25 protein-coding genes are annotated in these 22307 nt (G+C 65.5%); 18 read left to right on the top strand and 7 right to left on the bottom strand.

Translation table 11 applies throughout. The features are described from left to right. The first annotated feature begins 83 nt into the window (after positions 1–83). Both AB0C38_RS04555 and AB0C38_RS04550 read left to right on the top strand, forming a co-directional pair. Entirely contained in the window at positions 84–395 is a 312-nt protein-coding gene (locus AB0C38_RS04555; RefSeq protein ID WP_360666358.1) for a hypothetical protein, read from the top strand. Then, positions 392–970 carry a hypothetical protein gene (locus tag AB0C38_RS04550; RefSeq protein ID WP_360666356.1) on the top strand — a complete coding sequence of 193 codons (579 nt, stop codon included), beginning with the start codon at positions 392–394 and terminating at the stop codon, positions 968–970. The genes AB0C38_RS04555 and AB0C38_RS04550 overlap by 4 nt, the downstream gene beginning before the upstream one ends. Here AB0C38_RS04550 and AB0C38_RS04545 read toward each other — a convergent pair. After that, on the bottom strand, positions 963–1730 hold the full coding sequence (locus AB0C38_RS04545; RefSeq protein WP_360666353.1) for an NAD(P)H-binding protein: 768 nt from the start codon (positions 1728–1730) through the stop codon (positions 963–965). The two genes, AB0C38_RS04550 and AB0C38_RS04545, sit on opposite strands and share 8 nt — an antisense overlap. An 89-nt stretch (positions 1731–1819) precedes the next feature. Between AB0C38_RS04545 and AB0C38_RS04540 the strand changes: the two genes are divergently transcribed. The 3 genes from AB0C38_RS04540 (at position 1820) to AB0C38_RS04530 (ending at position 4176) form a co-directional block, all read left to right on the top strand. Continuing rightward, complete coding sequence (locus AB0C38_RS04540) at positions 1820–2341, top strand: GNAT family N-acetyltransferase (RefSeq protein WP_360666350.1); 522 nt, start codon at positions 1820–1822, stop codon at positions 2339–2341. Between the two features lie 19 nt (positions 2342–2360). Then, positions 2361–2588 carry a hypothetical protein gene (locus AB0C38_RS04535; RefSeq protein WP_360666347.1) on the top strand — a complete coding sequence of 76 codons (228 nt, stop codon included), beginning with the start codon at positions 2361–2363 and terminating at the stop codon, positions 2586–2588. Between the two features lie 799 nt (positions 2589–3387). Beyond that, positions 3388–4176: an MBL fold metallo-hydrolase gene (locus AB0C38_RS04530; protein ID WP_360666344.1), complete on the top strand. Its 789-nt coding sequence runs from the start codon at positions 3388–3390 to the stop codon at positions 4174–4176. A 71-nt stretch (positions 4177–4247) separates the two neighbouring features. Here the strand turns inward: AB0C38_RS04530 and AB0C38_RS04525 are convergent, their stop codons facing one another. The 4 genes from AB0C38_RS04525 to AB0C38_RS04510 all read right to left on the bottom strand — a co-directional run bounded on the left by AB0C38_RS04525 (position 4248) and on the right by AB0C38_RS04510 (position 9923). Further along, entirely contained in the window at positions 4248–4889 is a 642-nt protein-coding gene (locus AB0C38_RS04525; protein ID WP_360666342.1) for an HAD family hydrolase, read from the bottom strand. 30 nt (positions 4890–4919) lie between these two features. Further along, a complete protein-coding gene (locus AB0C38_RS04520; protein WP_360666339.1) occupies positions 4920–5672 on the bottom strand; it encodes an NDP-sugar synthase in 753 nt (250 codons plus the stop codon). Then, positions 5672–6703, bottom strand: a complete 1032-nt coding sequence (locus tag AB0C38_RS04515) for a hypothetical protein (protein WP_360666337.1) — start codon at positions 6701–6703, stop codon at positions 5672–5674. The genes AB0C38_RS04520 and AB0C38_RS04515 overlap by 1 nt, the downstream gene beginning before the upstream one ends. Positions 6704–8021: 1318 nt before the next feature. Continuing rightward, positions 8022–9923 carry a pentapeptide repeat-containing protein gene (locus tag AB0C38_RS04510; protein ID WP_360666335.1) on the bottom strand — a complete coding sequence of 634 codons (1902 nt, stop codon included), beginning with the start codon at positions 9921–9923 and terminating at the stop codon, positions 8022–8024. A 1030-nt stretch (positions 9924–10953) separates the two neighbouring features. On the opposite strand from AB0C38_RS04510, the gene AB0C38_RS04505 reads away from it, so the two are divergent. Beyond that, positions 10954–12072 carry a hypothetical protein gene (locus AB0C38_RS04505; RefSeq protein WP_360666332.1) on the top strand — a complete coding sequence of 373 codons (1119 nt, stop codon included), beginning with the start codon at positions 10954–10956 and terminating at the stop codon, positions 12070–12072. A 93-nt stretch (positions 12073–12165) separates the two neighbouring features. Here AB0C38_RS04505 and AB0C38_RS04500 read toward each other — a convergent pair whose 3' ends face one another. Together AB0C38_RS04500 and AB0C38_RS04495 are read right to left on the bottom strand one after the other, a co-directional pair. After that, entirely contained in the window at positions 12166–12552 is a 387-nt protein-coding gene (locus tag AB0C38_RS04500; RefSeq protein ID WP_360666329.1) for an SCO5389 family protein, read from the bottom strand. A gap of 116 nt (positions 12553–12668) precedes the next feature. Beyond that, positions 12669–13451, bottom strand: coding sequence for a GntR family transcriptional regulator (locus tag AB0C38_RS04495; RefSeq protein WP_360666326.1), 783 nt, complete (start codon positions 13449–13451; stop codon positions 12669–12671). Between the two features lie 116 nt (positions 13452–13567). Here AB0C38_RS04495 and AB0C38_RS04490 point away from each other — a divergent pair, with 116 nt between their 5' ends. The 12 genes from AB0C38_RS04490 to AB0C38_RS04435 all read left to right on the top strand — a co-directional run bounded on the left by AB0C38_RS04490 (position 13568) and on the right by AB0C38_RS04435 (position 22228). Further along, positions 13568–13747, top strand: a complete 180-nt coding sequence (locus tag AB0C38_RS04490; RefSeq protein ID WP_360666323.1) for a hypothetical protein — start codon at positions 13568–13570, stop codon at positions 13745–13747. Between the two features lie 41 nt (positions 13748–13788). Then, on the top strand, positions 13789–14082 hold the full coding sequence (locus AB0C38_RS04485; protein ID WP_360666320.1) for a hypothetical protein: 294 nt from the start codon (positions 13789–13791) through the stop codon (positions 14080–14082). Positions 14083–14192: 110 nt separating this feature from the next. Continuing rightward, entirely contained in the window at positions 14193–14495 is a 303-nt protein-coding gene (locus tag AB0C38_RS04480; protein ID WP_360666318.1) for a hypothetical protein, read from the top strand. Beyond that, positions 14492–14920, top strand: a complete 429-nt coding sequence (locus tag AB0C38_RS04475; RefSeq protein ID WP_360666315.1) for an RRQRL motif-containing zinc-binding protein — start codon at positions 14492–14494, stop codon at positions 14918–14920. The genes AB0C38_RS04480 and AB0C38_RS04475 overlap by 4 nt, the downstream gene beginning before the upstream one ends. Positions 14921–15011: 91 nt before the next feature. After that, on the top strand, positions 15012–15257 hold the full coding sequence (locus AB0C38_RS04470; protein WP_360666312.1) for a hypothetical protein: 246 nt from the start codon (positions 15012–15014) through the stop codon (positions 15255–15257). After that, positions 15254–15559 (top strand): hypothetical protein, encoded by a 306-nt coding sequence (locus AB0C38_RS04465; protein WP_360666310.1) that lies wholly within the window; start codon positions 15254–15256, stop codon positions 15557–15559. Before AB0C38_RS04470 ends, AB0C38_RS04465 begins: the two co-directional genes overlap by 4 nt. Then, positions 15556–16659, top strand: coding sequence for a hypothetical protein (locus tag AB0C38_RS04460; protein WP_360666307.1), 1104 nt, complete (start codon positions 15556–15558; stop codon positions 16657–16659). The genes AB0C38_RS04465 and AB0C38_RS04460 overlap by 4 nt, the downstream gene beginning before the upstream one ends. 14 nt (positions 16660–16673) lie before the next feature. Next, on the top strand, positions 16674–18863 hold the full coding sequence (locus AB0C38_RS04455; RefSeq protein ID WP_360666304.1) for a hypothetical protein: 2190 nt from the start codon (positions 16674–16676) through the stop codon (positions 18861–18863). Positions 18864–19095: 232 nt separating this feature from the next. Beyond that, the gene (locus AB0C38_RS04450; RefSeq protein ID WP_360666300.1) at positions 19096–19263 is read left to right on the top strand and encodes a hypothetical protein; all 168 of its coding nucleotides are present in this window, start codon (positions 19096–19098) and stop codon (positions 19261–19263) included. Between the two features lie 2 nt (positions 19264–19265). Next, positions 19266–20201 (top strand): bifunctional DNA primase/polymerase, encoded by a 936-nt coding sequence (locus AB0C38_RS04445; RefSeq protein WP_360666298.1) that lies wholly within the window; start codon positions 19266–19268, stop codon positions 20199–20201. Then, positions 20201–21148 (top strand): DNA cytosine methyltransferase, encoded by a 948-nt coding sequence (locus AB0C38_RS04440; protein ID WP_360666295.1) that lies wholly within the window; start codon positions 20201–20203, stop codon positions 21146–21148. The genes AB0C38_RS04445 and AB0C38_RS04440 overlap by 1 nt, the downstream gene beginning before the upstream one ends. Positions 21149–21175: 27 nt before the next feature. Continuing rightward, positions 21176–22228: an AAA family ATPase gene (locus AB0C38_RS04435; protein WP_360666293.1), complete on the top strand. Its 1053-nt coding sequence runs from the start codon at positions 21176–21178 to the stop codon at positions 22226–22228. Positions 22229–22307: the final 79 nt, after the last annotated feature.

Here is a 22307-nt window from a genome sequence, read left to right as displayed (position 1 = left end):
TGGTCACCGCGATGCGGGCCGCTCGGGAGCATGAGGCAAGATCTTCCACGATCGGGTGAGCGCCCTTGACGACGGAGGTCCCCATGCCGGAAGGCAGAGGCTCGCGGATCGACCCTGATCGGCTGCGAACAGCCGCCGACCAGCTGGACCAGGCCGCAGCGGCCGACGACAAGGCCGCGGGGAGGTTCGCCGAAGCCCGCGTCGACTCGACCCCCTTCGGCATCTCGGCGCAGGCCCGCGAGCTGGCGGCGCGCTGGTCGGCGGCCCTCGCGGCCCGCGAAGCGGACGCGCGCGTCCTCGGCGACGCGACGTCCGACCTGGCCGGCCGGCTGCGCATGGCGGCGGAGAGCACCCGGAGCACCGGCTTCCGGGGGCGGATCGCGGTGGCGCCGTGACCTCGGTCGGCGAGGTCTTCGAACACCCGGCGCTGACGTCGGCGGCCGCCCGGCTGGTGTCCCTGCGCGCCGCGGCGGGCCGGATCGGCGCCCCGGACCCGATCGCGGCCCTGCGGCACCTGGACTGTTCACCGTCGTCGATCAGCGCGTCCGCGTCGACGGTCGACGGGGGCGCTTCGCTGGTGACGTCGGCTTCCGCGGAGTTCCGCGCCGGCGTCGAGCACGCCGAAACCGGCGGCAGCGCGGAGACGTTCGGCATCTGGGCGGACACAGTGGACGGTCAGTACGCCACCGCGGCCCGCGCGGCCGCGTCGACTGCCTCGTTGGGCGTCCGGATCGCCGCGCAACTGGACGAGCTCGCCATTTCCGCGTCCGCCGAGGTGTGCGCGCTGGCGGACTCGGCGTCACCGGCCGTCGCGGCGGTGCTGGCGGACGACCGGTCGGCCGAGGTGGTGAGCACGGTCAGCACGGCGTGCGCGGCGGTGGTCCGGACGGTTTCCGCGAAGATCGCTTTGCTGTCTTCGCTGCTGGCGGAACTGGAGCCGTTGACGGCGCCGGCGGTCCAGCTCAGCTGAACCTTTCCCGGGCCCAGTCGTCGAAGGACCTGGCGGGATGCCCGGTGACCTTCGCGACGTCCAGGGAGACGGGCTCCGGATCGTCCACGAGGGAAGCCCAATAGGGCAGGGCGCTTTTCGCGAATTCCTCGCCCAGTTGCGTTGTCGCTTCTTCCAGAGGCTGTTCTTCCCATTTCGCCGGTGTTCCGAGCGCTTCGCCGATGATCTCGACCTGCCGGGCTTGACTGAGGGCCTCGGGACCGGTGACGAGGTAGATCTGCTTGCTGTGATTTCCGGTGAACGCCTCGATCGCCATGTCGGCGACGTCCTTTTCGTGGACGAGAGACCGCTTGGCCTGTCCGTACGGCGCCCGCACCTTGCCGGTTTTCGCTTGCGGCACCCAGCCGAGGGTGTTGGTGGCGAGGCCGGTGATGCGGAGGAAGGTCCAGTCATCGGTGACGGTTCTGATGGCTTCCTCGACCTCGTCCCAGAACCCGCCGTCTTCCGCGGCTGCGGATGAGACGTAGACGATCTTCTTGTCCTTGAAGGACTTTACGGCCTTGTCGATCCCTTCGGCGGAGTAGAAGGGCCAGACGAAGTAGACGGCGTCGACCCCCTCGGCAGCTTCGGCCGGGTCGGTGATGTCGCCTTGGACTAATTCTCCGCCAGGGGATTTGGCTGCGTCCCGGACCAGGACCCTGACGTCGATACGCGCGTCGAGCAGGCCACGAACGACGTGGCGGCCGGTGTTACCGGTAGCCCCGGTGACGAGGACCTTCATGGTGCGCTCCTTGGTGATCGGCTTGTACCGGCCACGGTCACACTTCAAGAGCCCTTCAAGTCAAGCGGCGGCCGAGTACATTGCCTGCCATGCCTGACTGGCCACCCGCCCCGATCAAGACCGAGCGGCTCGTGCTCCGCGAGTCCGAGCCCCGGGACCGTCCGGCGTTCATCGAACTGTTCGCCTCCCCGGACGTGGGTACCTACATCGGTGGCCCTCGGCCGCGTGACGAGCTCGAGCGCACGACCGCCGACGTGCCCGGGCGGCGGCCCGGCCTGTTCGTCGTCGATCTCGGCGGCGCACTGATCGGCATGATCACGCTCGATCCGCGCGACCCGAAAGGTCACGCCGCGGAAACCGAAATCGGCTACCTGTTCCTGCCGGAGGCGTGGGGACACGGGTACGCGACCGAGGCGTGCACAGCGGCGCTCGGCTGGTTCGCCGAAACGCATCCCGGCGAGCGGGTGGCGCTCTGCACCCAGACCGCCAACGCCGGTTCGATGCGCCTCGCGGCGAAGCTGGGGTTCACCGAAGTGGAGCGGTTCGAGGCGTACGGTGCCCCGCAGTGGCTCGGCGTGTGGCCTTCCGTCGAACCGTCGCGACGGCCGTGAGCTGTGCGATGATCGGAACATGATGAAACCGGCCGGCCGCGACATCTGCCGTCGGCGACATGCCGATACCGGTGCGGAGTGCTGCCTGCCGGACACCCATTACCCGCAGCCGCACTGCGACATCTCCGGAACCACTTGGCACGACGGCCTTTGCCCGGACTGCCACGGCGGTGGCACCGTGTTCGGCGCGGTCTGTCCCACCTGCAACAGCTACGGGTTCGCCCTCATCGACGTCGACGAGGACTGAGCCACACGCAAAACCGCCCGGCAACCTCGAAAGGTCACCGGGCGGTTCGAGAGCGGTGGCGGTGGGATTTGAACCCACGGACGGGGATTAGCCGTCACACGATTTCGAGTTCCGATCCATCCTGTCCATCTCGGATCGAACAAGTAAGTTCGTCCTGGACGAACCACCCATCGAGACCCGACGAACGTGATTGAACATCCCCGAACTGAGACGCAAACTGAGACGCTTGGCCGCTCTGACACGCCTCTGCGAGCTCGGCAACCAGCTGGTGCGATTATCGGAAGTTGCCCCCACCCACCAGACACCCGGCTACTTTGCCACTTCACTCGGCCGAACGGTCCAGTAAGCCACCTTGTGGCGGGTGGCGAGGGTGTCGGGGGTAATGGGAACAAGCACTCGCAAGCGGTCAACAAGGGCGTCCTGGTAGGCAGTGACGCGTGGGCCGGGTCACCAACCGGTCCGCGCCAGAAGGCGACGTTTTCCACGGGCGGTGGGAGTTACGGGGTGATCGGGGCCGAGTGCCCGCAGGTAGTCAACGACGAGGCAACCTCACCGTGGGATTCACTTTCTGAAACCAGGTTCTCACTCTGAGCGACCGACAGGTCAGACGTCGGGAAACGTCTCGCCAACACCCGACCGAACTACCCGTATCCCATTCAAGATCGGGGTCAGTCGGACATGTTGCTGCCATGGTGCCGACTTCAGGGGTCCAGTAGGCTGCGTCAGCATGGTCGTCAACTCCTGACGGATGGAACGAGGGGGCAATTCAATGCCTGACGCGCCGAGTACAGTCACCGTTGTGCCGCTGGGCTTCTGGTCGAATTCATGGTCCGGTCCGACAAGCTCGTTCGCCGTGCAGTCCCAGGCGGAAACAATGCTCTTGGACGTAGGGGTCGACCCTGTTGGGAGTCTTCGCGCGGCGGCAATACACCCATCCACGGTGAGTCACGTGTTTATTTCTCACCTACATTCAGATCATTCGAGCGGATTCGCAAACCTGATCTTCACTCGTCAAACCCTAATGCGAAAGAACGACCCCAATACGAAACCCGTTCAGGTTTTTGCCGAAGCGGTTACCATCCAGGGATTGCGCGACATGGTCGCTATTCAATATCCCGACCGAAAGCTCGCCATAGACTGGCACGAGGCCGAAGAGGCGAAGGTCCTTTCGTTTACTGAGTCACTGTCAGTAACCTTTCTGCCGACGCGGCATAAGATTTCGGGGTTGTCAGCGCGATTGGATGCGCCAACAGGTCCTCTTGTCGGTTATCAGGCTGACAGCCGACCTACTGAGAAAGATCCACGCTTCTTCCAGGGGGTTGACCTGCTCATCGCCGAGTGTTTCGCCGAAGGATCATCACCCGACGATCGTTCGAGCACACACACCAAGGGGCACAGCACCTTTTATGACGCCCTCCAACTTGCCAAAGATGCCGGGGTGTCCAGCGTGCTGCCATACCATCTCCCCGAGACCTATCGAGCCGACACGGATTTCCACGCAAGAGCACACGAATCGTTTTCCAAATCAGGTATTGACCTCATCGATCCTTTGATCCGTTCGTCGATTCACCTTCAGAGCAAAACCTGAGGCGGTTATCCGGCGCGCGCAGGCGATGAAGGTGACATCTTCGAAGAGTTACCAAGAACGCCTAAGCCGCCCTAGCCAAGACTCGAAAATGGCGAAAAATTAATATAATGCAGACCGAGTTTCGCACTGGAACTGGCATCATTGAGAGAATCCCCGACGAATAAGCACTCGCAGGGCTCGAAGCCCGAGAACGCCGCGTGGAGCAGGTCTACCTTGGCTACCCCATCAGTATCATTGTCGCGACCAAGAACTAGAATATCGGCCACAGACCTGCCAACCGCGGAAAACGATCTGTTGAGCAGGTCACGAGTTTCATCGACGTGTCCTTGACTCACGATCCGGACAGGCATATTCCTGCCGATACTAATCAGGAGTTCGACCGCCTCGACCGGCATGCGCGCTGCCCGCTGAAGGGTTGCCAAGTCTTGCCGTTTGGCTCGCAGAGCCATTTCGAAGTTCGGGACTTTGATGCCCAAAGAGTGCGCTATTCGTGGTAGCCATGTATTCGAGTTGGACCCTACACGCAACTCCTCGCGGACAAGCCGATCGACCTCTGTCACTACGGCGGCGTCATCAATTCCCAGCGCACGTGCGGTTGAACTGACATGTAGGGGGGTTCTATCGAAGAGCGTTCCCCCCAGGTCAAATCCGACCACCGCGATACCATCCTTGCCCAGAACGGTGGCCACTAGACGTGAAAAGACTGTCTCCATTTCCGCCCTCCACTGCGACACACTTCGAGGCTATCGATTCCATTTCTCAGGATGGTCCCTTATCCACTCCTCTGCAACCTTGACATCGATGCCACGATCGATATCGAAAACCGGATCCTCGACACTGCAGGTTATGGCCCCGGGTGAGCTATCCATCAGAAATCGCATGACAACAGAGGCACGAATTTCACCTGTAAATAACTCTGATGTAGCCGCCGCGCGCACCCGACTTGCAGCCTCCCTAGATAACCATCTAATGTTGGCAAACACGAGGCCTGCAGGCTTTCCCCCTTTACTGAATCTCGTCAATCGCCAATCGGGTGATGTCTCGATCCAGATAGGATCCTCATCCGCAATGAATCGGGTGGCCAGTACGTGACCTATTCGGCCAACCGCCGGACGGCCTACAGCGTCAATCATCCGTTTGATCGCATCTAGTCGAATGACTGTATCAGCGGTTCCAATGCAGACATCAGACTCAGATATTGAATCCAATATTGCCAAGAGGGCATTCCCAGTCCCACTGCAGTTATCAGTGGACACGGGAATAAATTCGATACCGGGGAAGGTGGCCTGAAGATGTCTTAACAACTCGACATTTAGTTCATTTGTACCAATAGATATCTCATTGATTCCCGCATGAGCCATTCCGACCACCGTGTGATCTATGACCGGCCGGCCTAAAACCTCTACTAGCGGCTTCTGCTGGGTGCTGAAGTCGCGAATTCTTGCACCGGAACCGCCAGCGAGAATCGCGCCCACCAATCTTTCGGAACTAATCACTAAACCTTCCTCTTCTGCGCAAGTGGAATCAATTCGCTTTCGATCCAACTGGCAACCTGGACGGTCGACCGCCACTCCGATGGTATCAGCGACCACAGCAACTCAAAGTCATCAACGAAGGGGCGCGCACTTTCGGAGCCATAGATAAAGATCGAATTGAGCCGGTGCGACTCGCCGCGCCCGATCGGCTCATGCAGGATCACGACTTCCCGATCGATGATGTGGTACTTGAGCGGGATCTTAACATCGGCAATTCCCACAAAGTACGAGTCGAAGTTCTCTAGGGCATGCTTCCAGTTCACCAAGGACGCGACCACCTCGCTCGGCTTCATAGGCCACATCTTCGGCGCCAACGCTCCCGTTCTCGCATAGAGAGTGATCTTGTCTCGAGGATAGATCTCGCGCAGTTTGTTCCCTGCAGCCAGGTGCGCTGCGAATGACTTCTTCCGACTCGTCTGACTGTGTCGGTAGCCGTCCGCATCGGGACTACCCTCACCATATCGGATAAGCGCGACATCATCGATTCCGCCGTCGGTCTTGAAGTATGGAGCTATCCGATGCTGAATGAATGAAAACTCGTGAGCAGTGGCCTCCAAATCGGCAATTGCGGAACGATATTCCGATACCGTTGCGTACGATACCGTGCGAGCCAGGACGGCATTCCCGGGGACACGGCAATGAACATTCGGCTCTATCAACGGCGCCTCGCCATGGTTTTTTGGGGAAATCTGCAGCCGCAGTTCACTAATTTTCTTCTCGGCATCATCAAGGTCGCGCCCGTGAGATTTCCTCAGTTTACTCGAGTTAATTACCGCGACACACGAAACATGGACTCCCAGAGCCGCTACCGTCGATGCCAAGGTAAGAAGAATCGCACTGGCCCGAGTTGGCAGGATTGATGAAGGAATAAGATTAACAAGAATTGGCAGCAAAGACAAATAGCTCAAAGCCAAGGCAATATGCTTGGAGAGCGGCCGTGGCGAGTTTGACTTGCCGGACTGTGCAAAGAGGGCAGCTACCACGACGTTCACTACGAGGCCTATAGCCAGGCTCGCAATCGTTGCAGTCGCACCGGGATCGTACAGCACGTCTAACTCTGGCCCCCTCGTAGTTGGCGCTGACGTCGCAGACTGGGTGTCGGCTTACTCCCGCCTCGGTCGCAAGTATGCGACGGGAGGATAGCTCATCCGGAGGCGTCCCGCTGGAAGTCGGACGTCTTTCATAGTTTGATCTTGATGGTCCCCATGGCGTACCGAAGCCCCATACATGACGACCAAGCACTGCTCCACCAGAAATAGCCTCGCCTGCCTGCGTCGCCATTGATCAATGTGGCATGGAACGCAGCACCCACCCCGAGGTGCAGGGGAGCGTTCTGGACGCGCCGGCCTGGGCCCCCGTGCCTGCCTGTAACTGTTACGGTCGCGCGTGGTCACCTTAAAGTTTATCGGTTGGGCACTCCCATAACCCGCTGGGACACAGCCGAAAGGCAACCAGCACGCACGGCCTGGCGCAATCATCAGAGTCGATCTTCTAAGAAGGCGTGAATCCTGATCTCTGGGGACGTGACCGCTTCAGGGCGTTCAGGATGCGGATCAAACGCGATACTGAGTTCGAAGGCTGGTGTACTTACAATGGTCGCGACTACCACATTCATGAGCTTAACCGAGGTCAGCGCGGGTACGAGGTCTACTTCGATGTAATGTCGGCTCTGCTTTGCTACTTCCTGCGAGTGCACAGCGCAGTTGAACAAGCCCACGCTCAGCGCGACCAAGAGCTCGATAACCGCGACCGGCGTGCTTAGGAGTCGGTTTCGGAAGTTCTTCGGGCGAGCATGCAGCCTGGGGTCGACAGGATATCTTGACGTTGACACTCGCTGCCCCTGGTCGGGAGGTCGCGCAGATCTCGGCGACCCGAATTTTCGCTTGTTGACCCTGTCACAGGGCACGCAACGTACAAACTCACCGGGGCCGGCGCCTGACTCCCCCGGCGGAAGGGCCTCAAGCCCGCGTGACGCAGTACGAGCGCGAGCGGAAGGCACGACAGCGCAAAAAGGAGGGAAGCAGCCAAAGACGCCCGATAAGACTTGTGACGACAGTGACGGTCTGTTCAGGGGTGCAGGCCCCGCGAAACCTCCGTGACCATGTCAATCGTTCACTTGCGCAATCAGCAGCGAACCTGCCACACCTGCCTCCGGAGGGATGGGCTTGTACAGGGTGGCGCAGGGCCCTGACCTGCACGTTGTCACGTCCCTAGGTTGGTTGAAGAGTCCGGCCGCACACGCATTGCACACCGCTCGTCCGTGACTACAGCGACACAGACTCGCGTCCTTTAGCTTGAACAGCCCCGGCCTCAGCTAGTGAGCTGAGTGACTGGCACAGGAACCAACCGGACCCACACCTCCTCCCCATCGCTTGGTACAACGTTTGGCACGTCAGCCGCCCATCCGAGCGGCCATGATGAACGCTCGAAATTCAGCTTGGTGGGGGCGGCTCGAACACGCGCTTCACGAGCGCGAGCCGCCATGTAGAAGTTCGCACTGTCGAACTGCGCGATGCCGGTGAAGGTCGCCTCGTCGAACCGGGCGTCGCCGGTGAAGGTCACCTCGCGGAACTGGGCGTCGCCGGTGAAGGTCGTCTTGTCGAACCAGGCGGCGCTGGTGAAGGCCGTCTTGTCGAACCGGGCGTTGCTGGTGAAGGTCGCCCCGCTGAACAGGGCGTTGCTGGTGAAGGTCGTCTTATCGAACAGGGCGTCGCCGGTGAAGGCCGCCTCGTGGAACCGGGCGTTGCTGCTGAAGGTCGCCCCGCTGAACAGGGCGTTGCTGGTGAAGGTCGCCATATCGAACAGGGCAGCGCGGGTGAAGGTCGCCTCGCGGAACAGGGCGGCGCCGACGAAGGTCACCTCGCGGAACTGGGCAGTGCTGGTGAAGGTCGTCTTGTCGAACAGGGCGCTGCTGGTGAAGGTCGCCATATCGAACAGGGCGTCGCTGGTGAAGGTCGCCATTTCGAACTCGGCGTCGCCGGTGAAAGTCGTCTTGTCGAACTGGGCGTTGCGGGTGAAGGTCGCCTTGTCGAACCGGGCCTTGCGGGTGAAGGTCGCCGCGTCGAACCGGGCGTTGCCGGTGAAGGTCGCCTCGCGGAACCGGGCGTTGCCGGTGAAGGTCGTCTTGTCGAACTGGGCGTTGCGGGTGAAGGTCGCCTTGTCGAAGAGGGCGTTGCCGGTGAAGGTCGCCTCGCGGAACTGGGCAGTGCTGGTGAAGGTCGCCTTGTCGAACTGGGCGTTTAGGGTGAAGGTCGTCTTGTCGAACAGGGCGATGCGGGTGAAGGTCGCCTCGTCGAACCGGGCGTTGCCGACGAAGGTCACCTCGCGGAACTGGGCCTCGCCGGTGAAGGTCGCCTTGTCGAACCGGGCGTTTAGAGTGAATGTCGCCTTGTCGAACAGGACGTCGCCGGAGAAGGTCACCTGATCGAACAGGGCGAGGCCGACAAAAGTCGTGTTGGCAAAACCGGCCTCGTTGGTCCAGCAGCCAGTTAAGTCGAGTTCGATGAGAGTGGCGCTGGTGAGGTCAAGGTTGATGTCTTTCCAGAAGGTCTTCGCAGGATGTTTCGGGTCGTTGCCCGGCTTGAGATGCGTGGCGAGGATGCGCTGGGCCGTGAGGCGGACTTCTCGCTCCTGCCGGGCGACGTCGTCGAGTTCGGCCACGGTCGGCGACTGGGGCTGCTCCCCGCTTGCGGCGCATTTCCGAGCGAAGCCTCTGCTAGATGCCAACGGGCGGTGGATCCCGGGACGGTTCCGAGGCCGGGCTGCGCCAGGCAGCTGGAATGGAGCGCGCAGATAGGCGCAGATGACGTCGACCACAACCTGCCGATGGTTGGGGTTGTCCTGGGCGACGCGCTCAAGCGCGTACAGCCCGCCATGACGGACCGCGGGTTTGTCGGAGCCGAGTTGCTCGACGGCCTTGACGTACAGCTCGGTGAGACGTCGTTCGGTCGCGTCGTGCTCGGTCGACCACTGCCGTCGCCCGGTGAGCACCAGCGCGACCACACCACCGGTGCCGGCCCCGACCGTGAGACCGACCTTGATCAGCTCGATCTTGGTCTTCTCGTCGTTGCCGGGGTCAACGAATAGCAGCAGTGTGGTCAGAGCCGCGGCCGCGATCAACGCGACAGGAACGACGATGACGACGATCGCCCACCACCACGTTCCTCCACGGTCCCGCCATCGCCGCATCAACGCGGTCTTCGGTGCGTTCATCCTCTTCGGCTTCACGTCTTGTAGTCGGCCGCTCCCCTGCCGATTGCTACATCGCCGGCGATAGCTGTGCCCGCCCGCGGTGCGGGCGGGCGGGAATCGCGCAGGCGACGACGGGCTGTAAACCAGTTGGCTTACGCCTACGGGGGTTCGAATCCCTCACCCGCCACCCAGCGAAGAAGCCCCGTGACCACGGCGTATGTCCGGCGCGGGGCTTCTTCGTGTGTGCAGCCATGTGCGGCGGTATGCGGCCGTGTGCGGCCATCCGTGGGCCATCTGTGGGCAGCGCGAGACGCCTTTCAAGCTGGTTGCCCGGCCCCGGCAGCGGGCAAGCAGAGGGCACGTGAGGGAACAAGCGGCTGAACCAGGGGGGCGCCCCCCCTGTTTCAGCTCTTTCTTCGCTTCTGTGACTACAGAGACAGAGAATTAGTGTGGGAAGAAGGTTGTCACCGCAGGTGTCACTCACCTGTCACACCTAAAACTGCAGGTCAGACGGGTTAGAGTGACAGAGTGACAGGTGTGACAGTCTCGACACGCCACTGGTGTCACCCCCTGAGGCACGCTGGGCCTAATCCGCATTAGCGGACGCAAGAAAGTCGACTCTCACAGCCTCTGTGGCGTTCTTCCGGGTCCCGACCACACCACGAAGGTCCCGCGGGCAGTGTGCGGCCCTCTCAGGCGGCGAAATTCCGGGCCTCGCTGGCGCTGCAAGCGCGCTCAGCATGGCGTTTCCCGTTCGGGGCCGTTGCAGGCCACCCGGCCGCTGGCCCGCCGCCTGCTCTCCCACGGGGTTGCGGCATGGTCTACAGGCACTCGTGAAGCCTGTGGTCTGGTAGCCGCCGCCGCCTCCGCCGGCGGCGAGTTCGAGGTCGAAGGTCCCCAACGAGGCAGGCCCGCAGCCGGGCGTCTCGCCAGCATCGTCAAGCCTGACTGCATGCCAAATTGAACATATGTTCGACCGGGTCGGCCGCGGCGCGGCGCAGAGGCGTCAGGTTCGGCGAATGGGGATCGGTCGGCGGTTAGAGTGCCGGACATGTCAGACGAGGGTTCACCGAAGGTTCGACCGCGCTGGCTCACACTGAGCGCAGTGCTCGGTGTTGGCGCGGCGTTCGTGGCTTGGGCGATCGGGTGGCAGGGTCGCGACGCATGGCCGGGGATCTTTGTCAATATCGGAACCGGGTTTGTTCTCGCAGGTATTCTTGTATTTATTGAGCCCCGCTTCACTCGTCGATTAAGTGCGGCAGTGACAAAGAATGTTGCTGAAACTGTGACCACTCAGGTCGCAGAGGCTACCGAACAACGTATAGCTGCGCATATTGATGATCTTGAAGCCAGATTCGCAGAGCGCATCAAGGAGCGTGTTCGAGAACGCGAAGCTACGGTCGACAGTATGGAGCGTCCGACGTTCGATTCAGTTATGAACGCCTTCGACGAGGCTGACCGAATGAGCGCCATATCCGCTGCGGCCGTGACCGTCCCCGCGAACAAGCTCCCCTCATCGCTGGTGTGCCTGAAATTCACTCGCCTCTGGATGCAGCGCGGCGACGGATTTGGTCCCGCGGCAGACCGCACCAGTCAGATCGGAGTGATGGTACTCGGCGTGTCTGACTACCCCGAGAATTTTTCGATCCCATGGCAGGAGAGCGAAACTGCCGAAGAAATGGGTGTAAGAATAGTTGAAAGCCTTCGCGCGAAGGGGGCTTGGAGGTCGGAACTTCTCGACTGGCCGCTAGGTCTAAGAAATCTACAGCTAGCACTTCGTACCGCAGTTAGTCATCGCTCCGGTGAGGAGGATGACAAGTGGTTCAGCACTGATTCAATGCAAGAACTATTGGACAAAAACTGGATAGTGACATACGCTGGGATCGAGTCGTGTGACCCAGATTTGCGCTACGTCTTCAAATGGGATGAAATTCCGGGACTGGTTCGCAGTGCGGAAGATAAAATGACTAAAGAAGAACGTGAAAATTGGCCCCCGGCTGACGAGTGGCCACCGCCACCGCCGGGTGGTCTGACAACTGAACAATGGCATACTTTTCTATATAAAGCCATTGATCACCACAAGGGCACTCGCGGCAGTAAAAGGCTTATCGCGCGACTGCAGGTGACGCCACCAAGCAGGGTTGCAACTCCAGTCCTTCATCCATATTGATAAACCGTACTTGTTCGACTAGTAATGAGGGGAGCGCACCGTTGTCGTGAGTTTGGCCCTGCTCGACGGCAACGGTGCGCTCCGGGCATCACGCTAGCAGTTAAGCAACTCCGGCTTCTGATTGAGCACCTGCGCCCGCATCGAGGTGAACTCCTCGTACTCGGACGTGGCGTCCGGCGCAAAGGCGCCGACCTTGCAGCAGTTCTGGAAGGCGAGCTTCACGCCGAACTTTCGCTCGACCGCGGCCCGCATCGAGTCGCTCGCCATGAGCCGGAAGAGCTGCCCCCACTCTGCGTCGGTCTGCGGCACGTCCTCGTTGACCTCGACGGCTCCCCCGTTGGCGTTCAGCTTCTCCGCCGTTCCCGCGACGACCGACCACGCGTACGGCAGGGACGTCTGGATGCACGCGAGGAAGTCTTCCTCCTTGATCGTTCCCTGCTGTGCCTGCTCAAGCAGCGTCGGCGGAACCGTCAACGACATGGCGACCTCCTGTGATGAACTTGGTTGTCATCTCCATTCACCCACAGTTCACGGAACGACGGAAGGCCCCCATCTAGCTGATGAGGGCCTTCACGTTCGGTCACATGCGTGGGCGGCTACGTCGGGCCGGCCCCGCCTTCTGCGAGCGGAGCCACCTTGGTGACGTACTCAAGCTTGTACTGGTGGGCGGCAAGGAGGATGTCCGCGGTCTCGATCGGGGTTTCGCCGGCGTATGACGTCCGAACGATCACGACCACCGGTATGCCCGGCTTGAGCGCTAGCGCCTCGACCTCGGACGGTCGCGGCATCCGGGAGTGCAGTCGCTCGACCACGGCGGTCGGACGCAGGCCGATGCTGGTGAACCGGTCGACGATTCCCGCACCCATGTGCGGGCCTTCTTCCGGCTTCTCGATCGGCGTTCCACGCGTGATCGCCAACGGCTCGTACGACGTGGTCAGCATCATCGGTTCGTCGTTCGCGTAGGACACGTAATCGGTGCGCATCACGTCATCCCCGACTCCGATCTTGAGCCGGTGCGCCGTCTCAAGGCCGGCGCGGTCGGGACGCGTCTCGTGGCTGTACCTAGGCACACGCTCGGTCGCGATCGCCTCTTCGGCGAACGGTGCGCCCGGCTCGGACTTGTAATGTTGCTCAGCTCGCCGGATCAGAGGGTCATACAGGCGAACCGTGGGTGCCGCACCTCGCCCGCGGTTGATCAGTCCCTCCGATTCAAGCAGGTCAAGCGCGAGACGAACTGTGGTTTCGGACGCACCGAAGGTCGCAGCGAGCTCGTCACGCGTCGGCAGGCGCGCCCCGGGGGCGAGCGTGCGAGCCAGGATCTGGTCCCTCAGGGCCGCGGCAATCCGCTCGTACAGGTGTCCAGGGGTCTGACCGGACATTGATCAACTCCCTCTCTTCAAAGTTGGTGCACCAACCTCTTGTGCCTCCTCGTGGCGTGTGCCATAGTTGGCGCACCAACTCAAGTTGGTACACCAACTCTAGCAGGAGGGTCCAAATGGCGAGGCAGCAGCAGATGATCCCCGGTTTCAAGGTCGGTTCTGGCGTCGGTCGGAAGCTCGTCGGTCTGATCGTCCTGGTCGCGCTGGTGGTGTTCGTCGTGTCGTCACCGCTGGAGGCGGCCGCGCTCGTGCGGCACATCGTGCAGAGCCTCGTGACCTTCTTCCGCTCGTTCTGAGCGCTTGCTGACCTGCAACTTTCTCTGAAGGGACTTCCCAGATGGACACCAACATTTCCCGTCGCCGGATCGACGCCGCCGCGCTATTCGCCGACGAGTTCGTCGGCGAGGCTGTGCACCCGGACGGGCTGACCGAAGCGTCGATTGACTCGCTGCTGGAAGACGTGGACCGCGAGCTGGCTGCGGACGACTCTGCAGCTGAGGCCGCGTACCGGTTCGACTTCAACGACCAGCGTCGGGTGAGCCGGGCGCGTCGCCGGGCTGGCCGTGAGGCGCTGCGGGCGCTGCCGACCCGGGTGCAGGTGACCTGGTCGTCCAGCGGCGAGGCCGCGTGATGGCGGCCCGTCTGTTCTTCAGCCCCGACGCGGCGGCCCCTTCCGGCAAGAACGTGCCGACCGCGCCGGGTTCCACCGAGCAGTCGCGAAACCGTACGGAGGAACACCAGATGGTAGACACCACCGGTCCGGTGCGCGAGGCCGCGACCGTGGCCTACACGCCGGTGGAGCTGAACCGGCTGATCTCCCGCGAGATCGCCGGCCGGCTGCGCGAAGCCGCCGACACGCTGAGCACCAACGCCGACCTGGTGGGCGAGCTGTTCACCCGGCTGGTTCTGGCTGGGACCTACATCGGCGCGTTCGCGGTGCGGGCGCAGACGTACCGGGACGTGGCGTCGCAGCTGCGCGGGGTCGCGGCGTTCGAGCTGGAGACAGCCGGCATCGCCTGCTCGTGGTGCGGGGAGGCGCTGTGAACCCGCGCAACCGTCGCCAGCAGGTGACCACGGTGTTCGACGGCCGCACGCACCATGTGGCGCTGTGTCGCGGAGAGCGGGACGGGCTGCCGGTGTTCGGGTGGGACGAGGCACCCTCGACCCTGCTCACCCGCTCCCAGCTGCGCGAGGTCGGGTTGCGCCCGAACGGGCAGGACCCGGTTGCGCTGCTGGTGTTCCGGCACGTCAAGCCCTACGCCCGGGAGACCGTCGCGGAGCTGTTCTCCGTCGAGCGGGCCGCGCTCAAGCGCCCGGTCGTGCCGGGTCAGCTGGATCACGCGATGGAGGCCCGCCGCACCTGCGTGGACTGCGGAGAGATCCAGGACTACTGCGTGCCGACCAGCACGCGGCAGTGCTGGACCTGCTTCGAGGGCGAGCAGGCCGACCGGGTGGGGGTGGCCGCGTGAGCAGCAACGACTCGGGCGCGTGGCACGCGGAGTTGCAGCGCCAGCAGGAAGCCATCGAGAAGGCACGACGTGAGGCACAGGAGGGGTCCCGGTGAACACGTTCGAGGTGTTGCAGCAGCACGGAACCCTCGCGCTGATGCGGTTCGCCGGCACGGTGTGCCTGTTCCTGGTCCTGCACCTGCTGCGCATCCCGCTGGTCATCGCCGAACGCGTGCTGGCCGGCGTGCTGGTCCGGCTCGACCGGGCCGCGGCAGTGCAGGCGTCGAAGCCGCCGCGGCGGCCGGTCAACCAGTTCTTCCCCGCAGGTTTCCCGACCGGGCAGGAGGTGTCCCGATGAACGTGACCCGTGAGCAGCGGACCCGGTTGCAGGTGGCGATGGAGTGGGCGGTGTGGCACTTCGGCGAGCTGGCCGGCGTGCTCGGGCCGCTGGTCCTGGCGCTGGTGTTCACCCCGTGGGTCGCCCTGGTGTCGGCGATCGTCGCCGCCGGGTGGGCGGCGCACGAGGTGCGCGACCACCGCGAGCAGACCCGGCTGAAGGCCGGCGCAGTCGAGCGCAAGCAGCTGCCGGCGTGGCCGGCCACCGACACCGACGCCGCCGCGGCGTCGGGTCGTGACGAGAGCCGAGAGGTGACGCGATGACCAGCTGGCAAGAGGAACGCCGCGCCACCCGCGCGGCCGAAGCAGAGCAGCAGCGGCAGAACGCCGACGCCGCGTTGACCCGGAAGCTGCGCGAGCAGGCCGCCCGCGTCGAGCAGTACCGCACCGAGACCGCGGCCGCCGCGAAGCTGGCCGACCAGCAGCGCAAGACCCGCCAGGCCAACCGGAAGGCCGCGCGGGCCGCGGTCACGGCGTGGCTGTCGACGAACCGGGTGCGACTGCCGATCTACCTGCTCGCCCTGGTGTCCGCCGGCATGGCCGTGCCCGCGATGGCCGGCTACGGCGTCGGGGTCTACGGCAACGCCACCGGTGCGCCGCTGCCGGCACTCTCGGAGCTGGGCATGTGGGCCTTCGCGTTCGCGGTGGAGGTCACCCGCCACCGCCACCCGGACCGCCCGGTGTGGGCGCTGCAGCTCGGGGTGTGGGTGTTCGCCGGCGTCGGGTTCGCGCTGAACGTGCTGCACGGCTGGCACCGCGGGTGGGACGCGGCGGTGGTGATGGGCATCGTGTCCGTCGCCGGCGTCATCGCTCACCAGCTCGCCGTGGCGTCCCCGCCGCGGTCGAGCGCGGAGCGGGCCGCCGCCCGGATCGAGCGCAAGACGCTGCGCAAGGTCGCGAAGGTCCGGGCCGCCGCGGTCCGCACAGCGGTCGCGGAAATCGACGCTGAGGGCACGGCGCGGCTGGTGTTCACGCCGGGCCGCTACACCCTCGACGGCCGTCGACTGGCCGCGGTGGTCGATCCGGACCGGCACGCCGCGGACGTGCTCGACGACGAGATCGCCGCGTTCTTCGCGGACCAGGACTCAGCCCCGCGGGCCGATGACGGCCCGATCGCCGACGCCCCGATCCTGACCCTCGACCGCCCGGCCGACCAGCCGAAATCGACCCGCAAGCCCCGCCCGCCGCGCGCCCCGAAGACCCGTTCGATCGAGGACCTGCGCGCCGCGTTCACCGCCGCGATCGACAACCCGGACGTGGCGATCAACCCGGCGTCGGCGGAGTCGATCCGCAAGACCCTGCACTGCGCACCGAAGTACGCCCGGCAGCTGCGCGACGAGCACGCCAACCCCAACCGCAAGTGAGCCCGGAGGACCTGATGAACGAGCACACCGAGCAGACCCCGGCCGCCGGCGAGCTGGCCACCGTCCACCACCTGCCCACCGCACCGGAGCAGGGCGAGGTGATCGAAGGCGAGATCGTCACCGATGAGGAGTACCAGCGCCTCACCTCCCAGAAGACGCGGGCGCTGGCGCGCTACGCCGGCTACCGCAACGACGTCGTGGTCGCCGCTCGCACCGCCCGCAAGGTCGTCAAGCACGACCGGACCAAGGCCGCGTTCCGGCACGGCGTCGCCTACCCGACCGCCGGCGTCAAGGTCGTGGTGACCCGGTGGCGCGACACCCACGGCGCGAACCGGTACGAGCGGATGATGCGCGCCGCCGAAGCAGCCGGCGACCACGACAAGCTTCTCGAATGGGAGTCCCGCGACGTGTCGGAGAAGCAGCGTCGTCACGACCGCACGATGGACTGGCTGCGCGCGCCCGGGCAGTGGATCAAGGCCGCGGTCATCGGTTCCGTTGGTGTGACTGGTTTTCTGCTGGTCCTGGGCATCATCCTGGCCATCAACGACGGCGAGATCGGCGAGATCCTGACGCCCATCACGGGCGTGTTCGACGCGGTGGCGTTCGTGGTGTGGTTCCTGACCACCTACGGGGTGTTGCTGCTGGTCGCCGGTACCGTCGTGGGTGCGGGCTACCTGTACCAGCAGGGCCGCACGCACGGGAACATGCCGCAGTGGCTGACTCCGCCCGTGGACGGGGACACGATGGACGAGCTCCCGGACGAGAACACGATCCTGAACGCGTTGAAGAACCTGAACATCCCGGGGTTCAACCGGGCGGTCAAGGAGGGGTGGCGGATCAAGTTCATCACCCCGCCGCACGTGGACGGCAAGGGGTGGCGTGCGCAGGTGGCGTTGCCGCCGGCGTGCCCGGTGGAGGAGATCGTCAAGCGCAAGACCACGTTGGCGCACAACCTGGTCCGCTACCCGCGCGAGGTGTGGCCGACCGAACCGCAACCGTCCGTGTTGGACCTGTGGGTCGCCAAGCCCGGTGCCCTGTCCGGTCCGGTCGACCCGTGGCCGCTGCTGGCTGACCTGGACAACGTCACCGCCGACTACTTCGCCGGGGTCCCGGTCGGGGTGACCCTCAAGGGCGACGTGGTCCGCGGCCGGCTGTTCGAGGCCAACTATGCCCTGGGCGGCATGATGGGCTCGGGCAAGTCCACGCTGGCGATCGACCTGGTGTTGGGCGCGATGCTCGATCCGCTGGTGGACATCGACGTCGTGGTGATGGCGGAGAACACCGACTACGACCCGATGAAGCCGCGGCTTCGCTCGCTGACCACGGGCGCGGGGGAAGAGACCGTGGATGCGTGCCTGAACCTGCTCTACGAGCTGCATGACGACCTTTCCGTGCGGGGCAAGGCACTTCAGGCCCACGCCAGCGACCGCGCTGTGACTCGCGCGCTGGCCGAAAAGGACGGACGTCTTCGCCCGCGGGTGGTGGTGATCGACGAGTGCCAGAACCTGTTCATGGGCAAGGACGGCAAGAAGGCGATCGAGGTCGCGTCCAAGCTGATGAGCACCGCGCGGAAGTACGCGATCACGTTGCTGTTCCTCACGCCGGAGCCGTCGAAGGACGCGCTGCCGCGCAAGATCACGTCGGTGGCCAGCAACAAGGCGTGCTTTGCCATCGGTGACCAGATGGTCAACGACGCCGTACTCGGCACCGGGTCGTACAAGGCTGGGATCTCCGCGGTGGGGCTCGCGCCGAAGACGGACGAGGGTCCCGGCGACGTCGGCACCTGCATGGCCCGCGGCTTCACCGCACAGCCCGGTCTGCTGCGCTGCTTCTACGTGGCCCCGAAGGACGCGCACCGGGTCACCAAGCGCGCCATGGTGTTGCGTGAGCAGGCCGCGCTGCCAGCCGCCGACGCGCTGGCGGAGCTGGCCGGGCCGGTGGACCACCTCGCGAACATCGCGGACGTGCTCGGCACCGAAGCGCGGATGCGGACGCAGGAAGTGTTGCAGCGGCTGACCGAACGCGACCGCGGCACCTACGGCGAGTGGGGTTTCGCCGACCTCGCCGACGCGCTGCCGGAGTCGGCGAAGCCGTACAAGACCGGCGGCACCATGCAGGTCTCCGCCGCCCGCGTCCGCGACGCCATCGCGGAGCGTGACGAAGGCGGCGAGTTCGACGGCGACGAGACCGAAGGGACCGACTGAGGGAGGCAGCAAAACCGAGGGAGTTCTCCCTCACCGCCTCCCCGGGCTCTCCTCCCTCACCTGACCAGCACCGACGCTGAGCAGGGAGGCGAGGGACCCACCCCGCAAACTCCCTGATCACGGCCCGAAACCCCACCCGAACATCGCGTGACGCGGCTCCCTCCCGGGACACCGCGCCGGCCGAACCTACCCAAAAACAGGCACACACCGTCACCAACGGAAAGGACCTGAGATGACGACCCAGTACGCGCACATCGGCAAGAAGTCCTGGTGGTCCGGCGACATCAAGACGCTCTGCGGTCTCACGATCCCGGCCGACACCGCCACCGCGCCGTGGTTCCCGATCTTCATCAAGACCTGCCCCGGGTGCGCCGCGGTCCAGAAGAACGGAGGCAAGTAGCGATGGACACGACCACTTTGCACGCTGCCCTGAACGCCGCGGCTCGCGGCTGGCACGTCTTCCCACTCCGCCCCGGCAGCAAGCGCCCCGCCGGGCACCCCGAGGACCGCTGCCCCGGCACCGGCCGGTGCGCCGGCGGGCACCTCACTTGGGAGCAGCGCGCCACCACCGACCCGGACAAGATCCGCGCGGCGTGGACGCACGCGCCGTACGGGATCGGTGTGGCCACGGGGCCGTCCGGGCTGTGTGTGCTCGACCTCGACACGCTCAAGCCCGGCGAGGAAATCCCCGACCGGTGGGCCGCGGCCGACGCCCGTTCCGGTGAGGACGTGCTCGCCGTCGTCGCCGACGAGGCCGGGCAGGAGCTGCCCGGCGACACGCTCACGGTCCGGACGCCCTCGGGTGGGCTGCACCTGTACTTCCGGGTGCCGGGGGACGCGACACTGCGCAACACCCGCGGCGAGGACGGCAACGGGCTCGGCTGGAAGGTCGATACCCGCGCCGGGGGCGGCTACGTCGTCGGCCCCGGCACCACCACCCGCGACGGCCGGTACGAGTTCCTCTGGGACGGCGTGGTGGCGGAGCTGCCCGGCTGGCTGGTCGAGCGGCTCACCCCCGCTCCGCTGCCCGCGGCGCCGGTGCTGCCGATTCGGCCCGCGACCGGCCGCCGGTCCCGCTACCTCGACGTGGCGGTGCGCGCAGAGGCCGGGAAGGTCGCCGACGCCAAGCAGAACCGCAACGCCACCCTCTACGCCGCCGCAGTCGCGCTGGGGCAGCTGGTGGAAGGGGACGCGCTCACCGAAGAGGAGGTGCGCACGGCGCTGATGACCGCGGCCGGGCGGCACATCGGGACGCGGCACTTCACCGCCCGCGAGGCGGAAACCACGATCACGTCCGGCCTGCGCGCCGGCGCCAAGCGACCGCGGAAGGTGGCCTGATGTCCACGCAGGACGAGCAGGTGGTGGAAGGGTTCGCCGGTCCCGGCGGCTGGTCACACGGCCTGCGGCTGGCGGGGTTCCGCGGCCGTGCGCGCGGGGTCGAGCTGAACGAGCGCGCGTGCGCGACCGCGCGGGCCGCCGGGCACGAGCGCGTGCACGGCGACGTCGCGCAGGTCGACCCGCGGCTGTTCGGCCCGGCGGACGGGGTGGTGCTGTCCCCGCCCTGCCCGGGGCTGTCCGTCGCGGGCTCCCGCAAGGGTCTCGAGGATCGGCCCGCTATCCGCAACCGCATGACCGCGTTCGCCGCCGGTGAGGTCGCGCCCGCGGTCGCGTGGGCGGATCCGCGGTCGCCGTTGTCGGCGGAGCCGCTGCGGTGGGTGCGGGCGCTGGCGCCGCGGTGGGTGGCGCTGGAGCAGGTCCGTGCGGCGCTGCCGCTGTGGGAGCACGCCGCCGACCTGCTCACCCAGCTCGGCTACCGGGTCTGGTGCGGGGTCCTGGCGGCGGAGAACTACGGGGTCCCGCAGACCCGGCGCCGCGCCGTCCTGATCGCCCGTTGCGACGGGCTGCCGGTGGAGCGGCCGCGTGTCACGTCCCCGGCGCCGGTGTCGATGGCGGACGCGCTCGGGTGGGGCGGGGCGGTGTTGGTGTCGAACTACGGCACCGGCGGTGACCCGAAGCGCCGTGGCCGACGCCCGATGACCGCGCCCGCGTTCACCGTGACCGGCCGGTGCTGCCGCAACAAGTGGGAGTGGCCGGACGGCTCCCGCCGTCCGCTCACGCTCGCCGAAGCCGGGCAGTTGCAGGGGTTCCCGACCGACTACCCGTGGCGGGGGGACGTGACAGCCCGACAGCAGCAGATCGGCGATGCGATGCCGCCGCCGCTGGCCGCCGCCGTCGTCGCGCCGCTACTCGCTCGTGTCGCCGTCCCGGTCCCCGCCGCGGCCTAAGCCCGCCTGAACCATTTGGGAGACACCATGACCACGCCCCGGCCTTTGGCCGCCGTGCCGACACCGCCCGCCCGCCGCACCCGGTGGACGGATGCGGAGCTGATGCGAGAGGAGTTTCCGCCGCCGAAGTGGGCTGTGCCCGGTCTGCTGGCGGAAGGGCTGAACCTGTTGGCCGGTGCGCCGAAGCTGGGCAAGTCGTGGTTCTCCCTCGGCACCGGCGCCGCGATCGCGAACGGCGACCCGGTGTTGGGGTCGATCGAGGTGGAGCGTGGGCCGGTCCTGTACTGCGCGCTGGAGGACACCGGCCGGCGGTTGCAGCGTCGTCGGCGGCAGATGCTCGCCGCCGGCGGTCGGGCCGCGCCGCTGCTCACCCTCGAAACCGCCTGCCCCACCATGACCGCGGGCGGCGACGCCGTGCTCGTGGAGTGGCTGGAGGAGAACCCGCACGCCCGGCTGGTCATCATCGACACCTTCGAGAAGATGCGCGGCTCCGACGCGGCCGGGTCGTCGGCCTACAGCGCCGACTACGCCGCGGCCGGGCGGTTCAAGCAGCTGGCCGATCACTACAGCGTCCCGTTCCTGCTCATCCACCACGTCCGCAAGCAGAGCGCCGAAGACTGGCAAAACCTGGTGTCCGGCACCGCGGGCATCACCGGCGCGGTCGACGCGACGCTGGTGCTGGAGCGCGGTCGGGGGCAGGCGGACGGGGTGCTGCACGTGACCGGCCGCGACGTCGAAGAAGCCGACTACGCCATGTCCTTCGACGCCACCGCTGGCGCGTGGACGAAGCTCGACGGCCCCGCCAGCGATCACCTGGTCGGCGACACCCGCGCGGACATCCTGCGGTTGCTGCGCGAGCACGGGCCGCTCAAGCCCGCGCGGATCGCCGAAGCGCTTGAGGCCAACCCGGGCAGCATCCGCCAGACCTGCAAGCGCATGGGCGACGCCGGCCAGCTCGCCCGCACCACGGACGGCACCTACAGCGCACCCGGCGGGAGCGGTGACAGCGGTACCACCCCTGCCCCGTCACACCTGTCACCGCTGTCACTCCAAGCCGCTGACCAGCACGAGCAGCAGTGACAGCCGGAGTGACACCCCGAGGACCTGTCACACCCCGCCGCCTGTGGGGACGTGACAACGCCCAGCTCACCGCACTGAG

Origin of the sequence: Amycolatopsis sp. NPDC048633 (assembly GCF_040650695.1) — a bacterium.
Lineage (GTDB): Bacteria > Actinomycetota > Actinomycetes > Mycobacteriales > Pseudonocardiaceae > Amycolatopsis.
The sequence above is the reverse complement of the archived record's forward strand: the minus strand, read 5'-3'. Positions and strand labels throughout refer to the sequence as shown.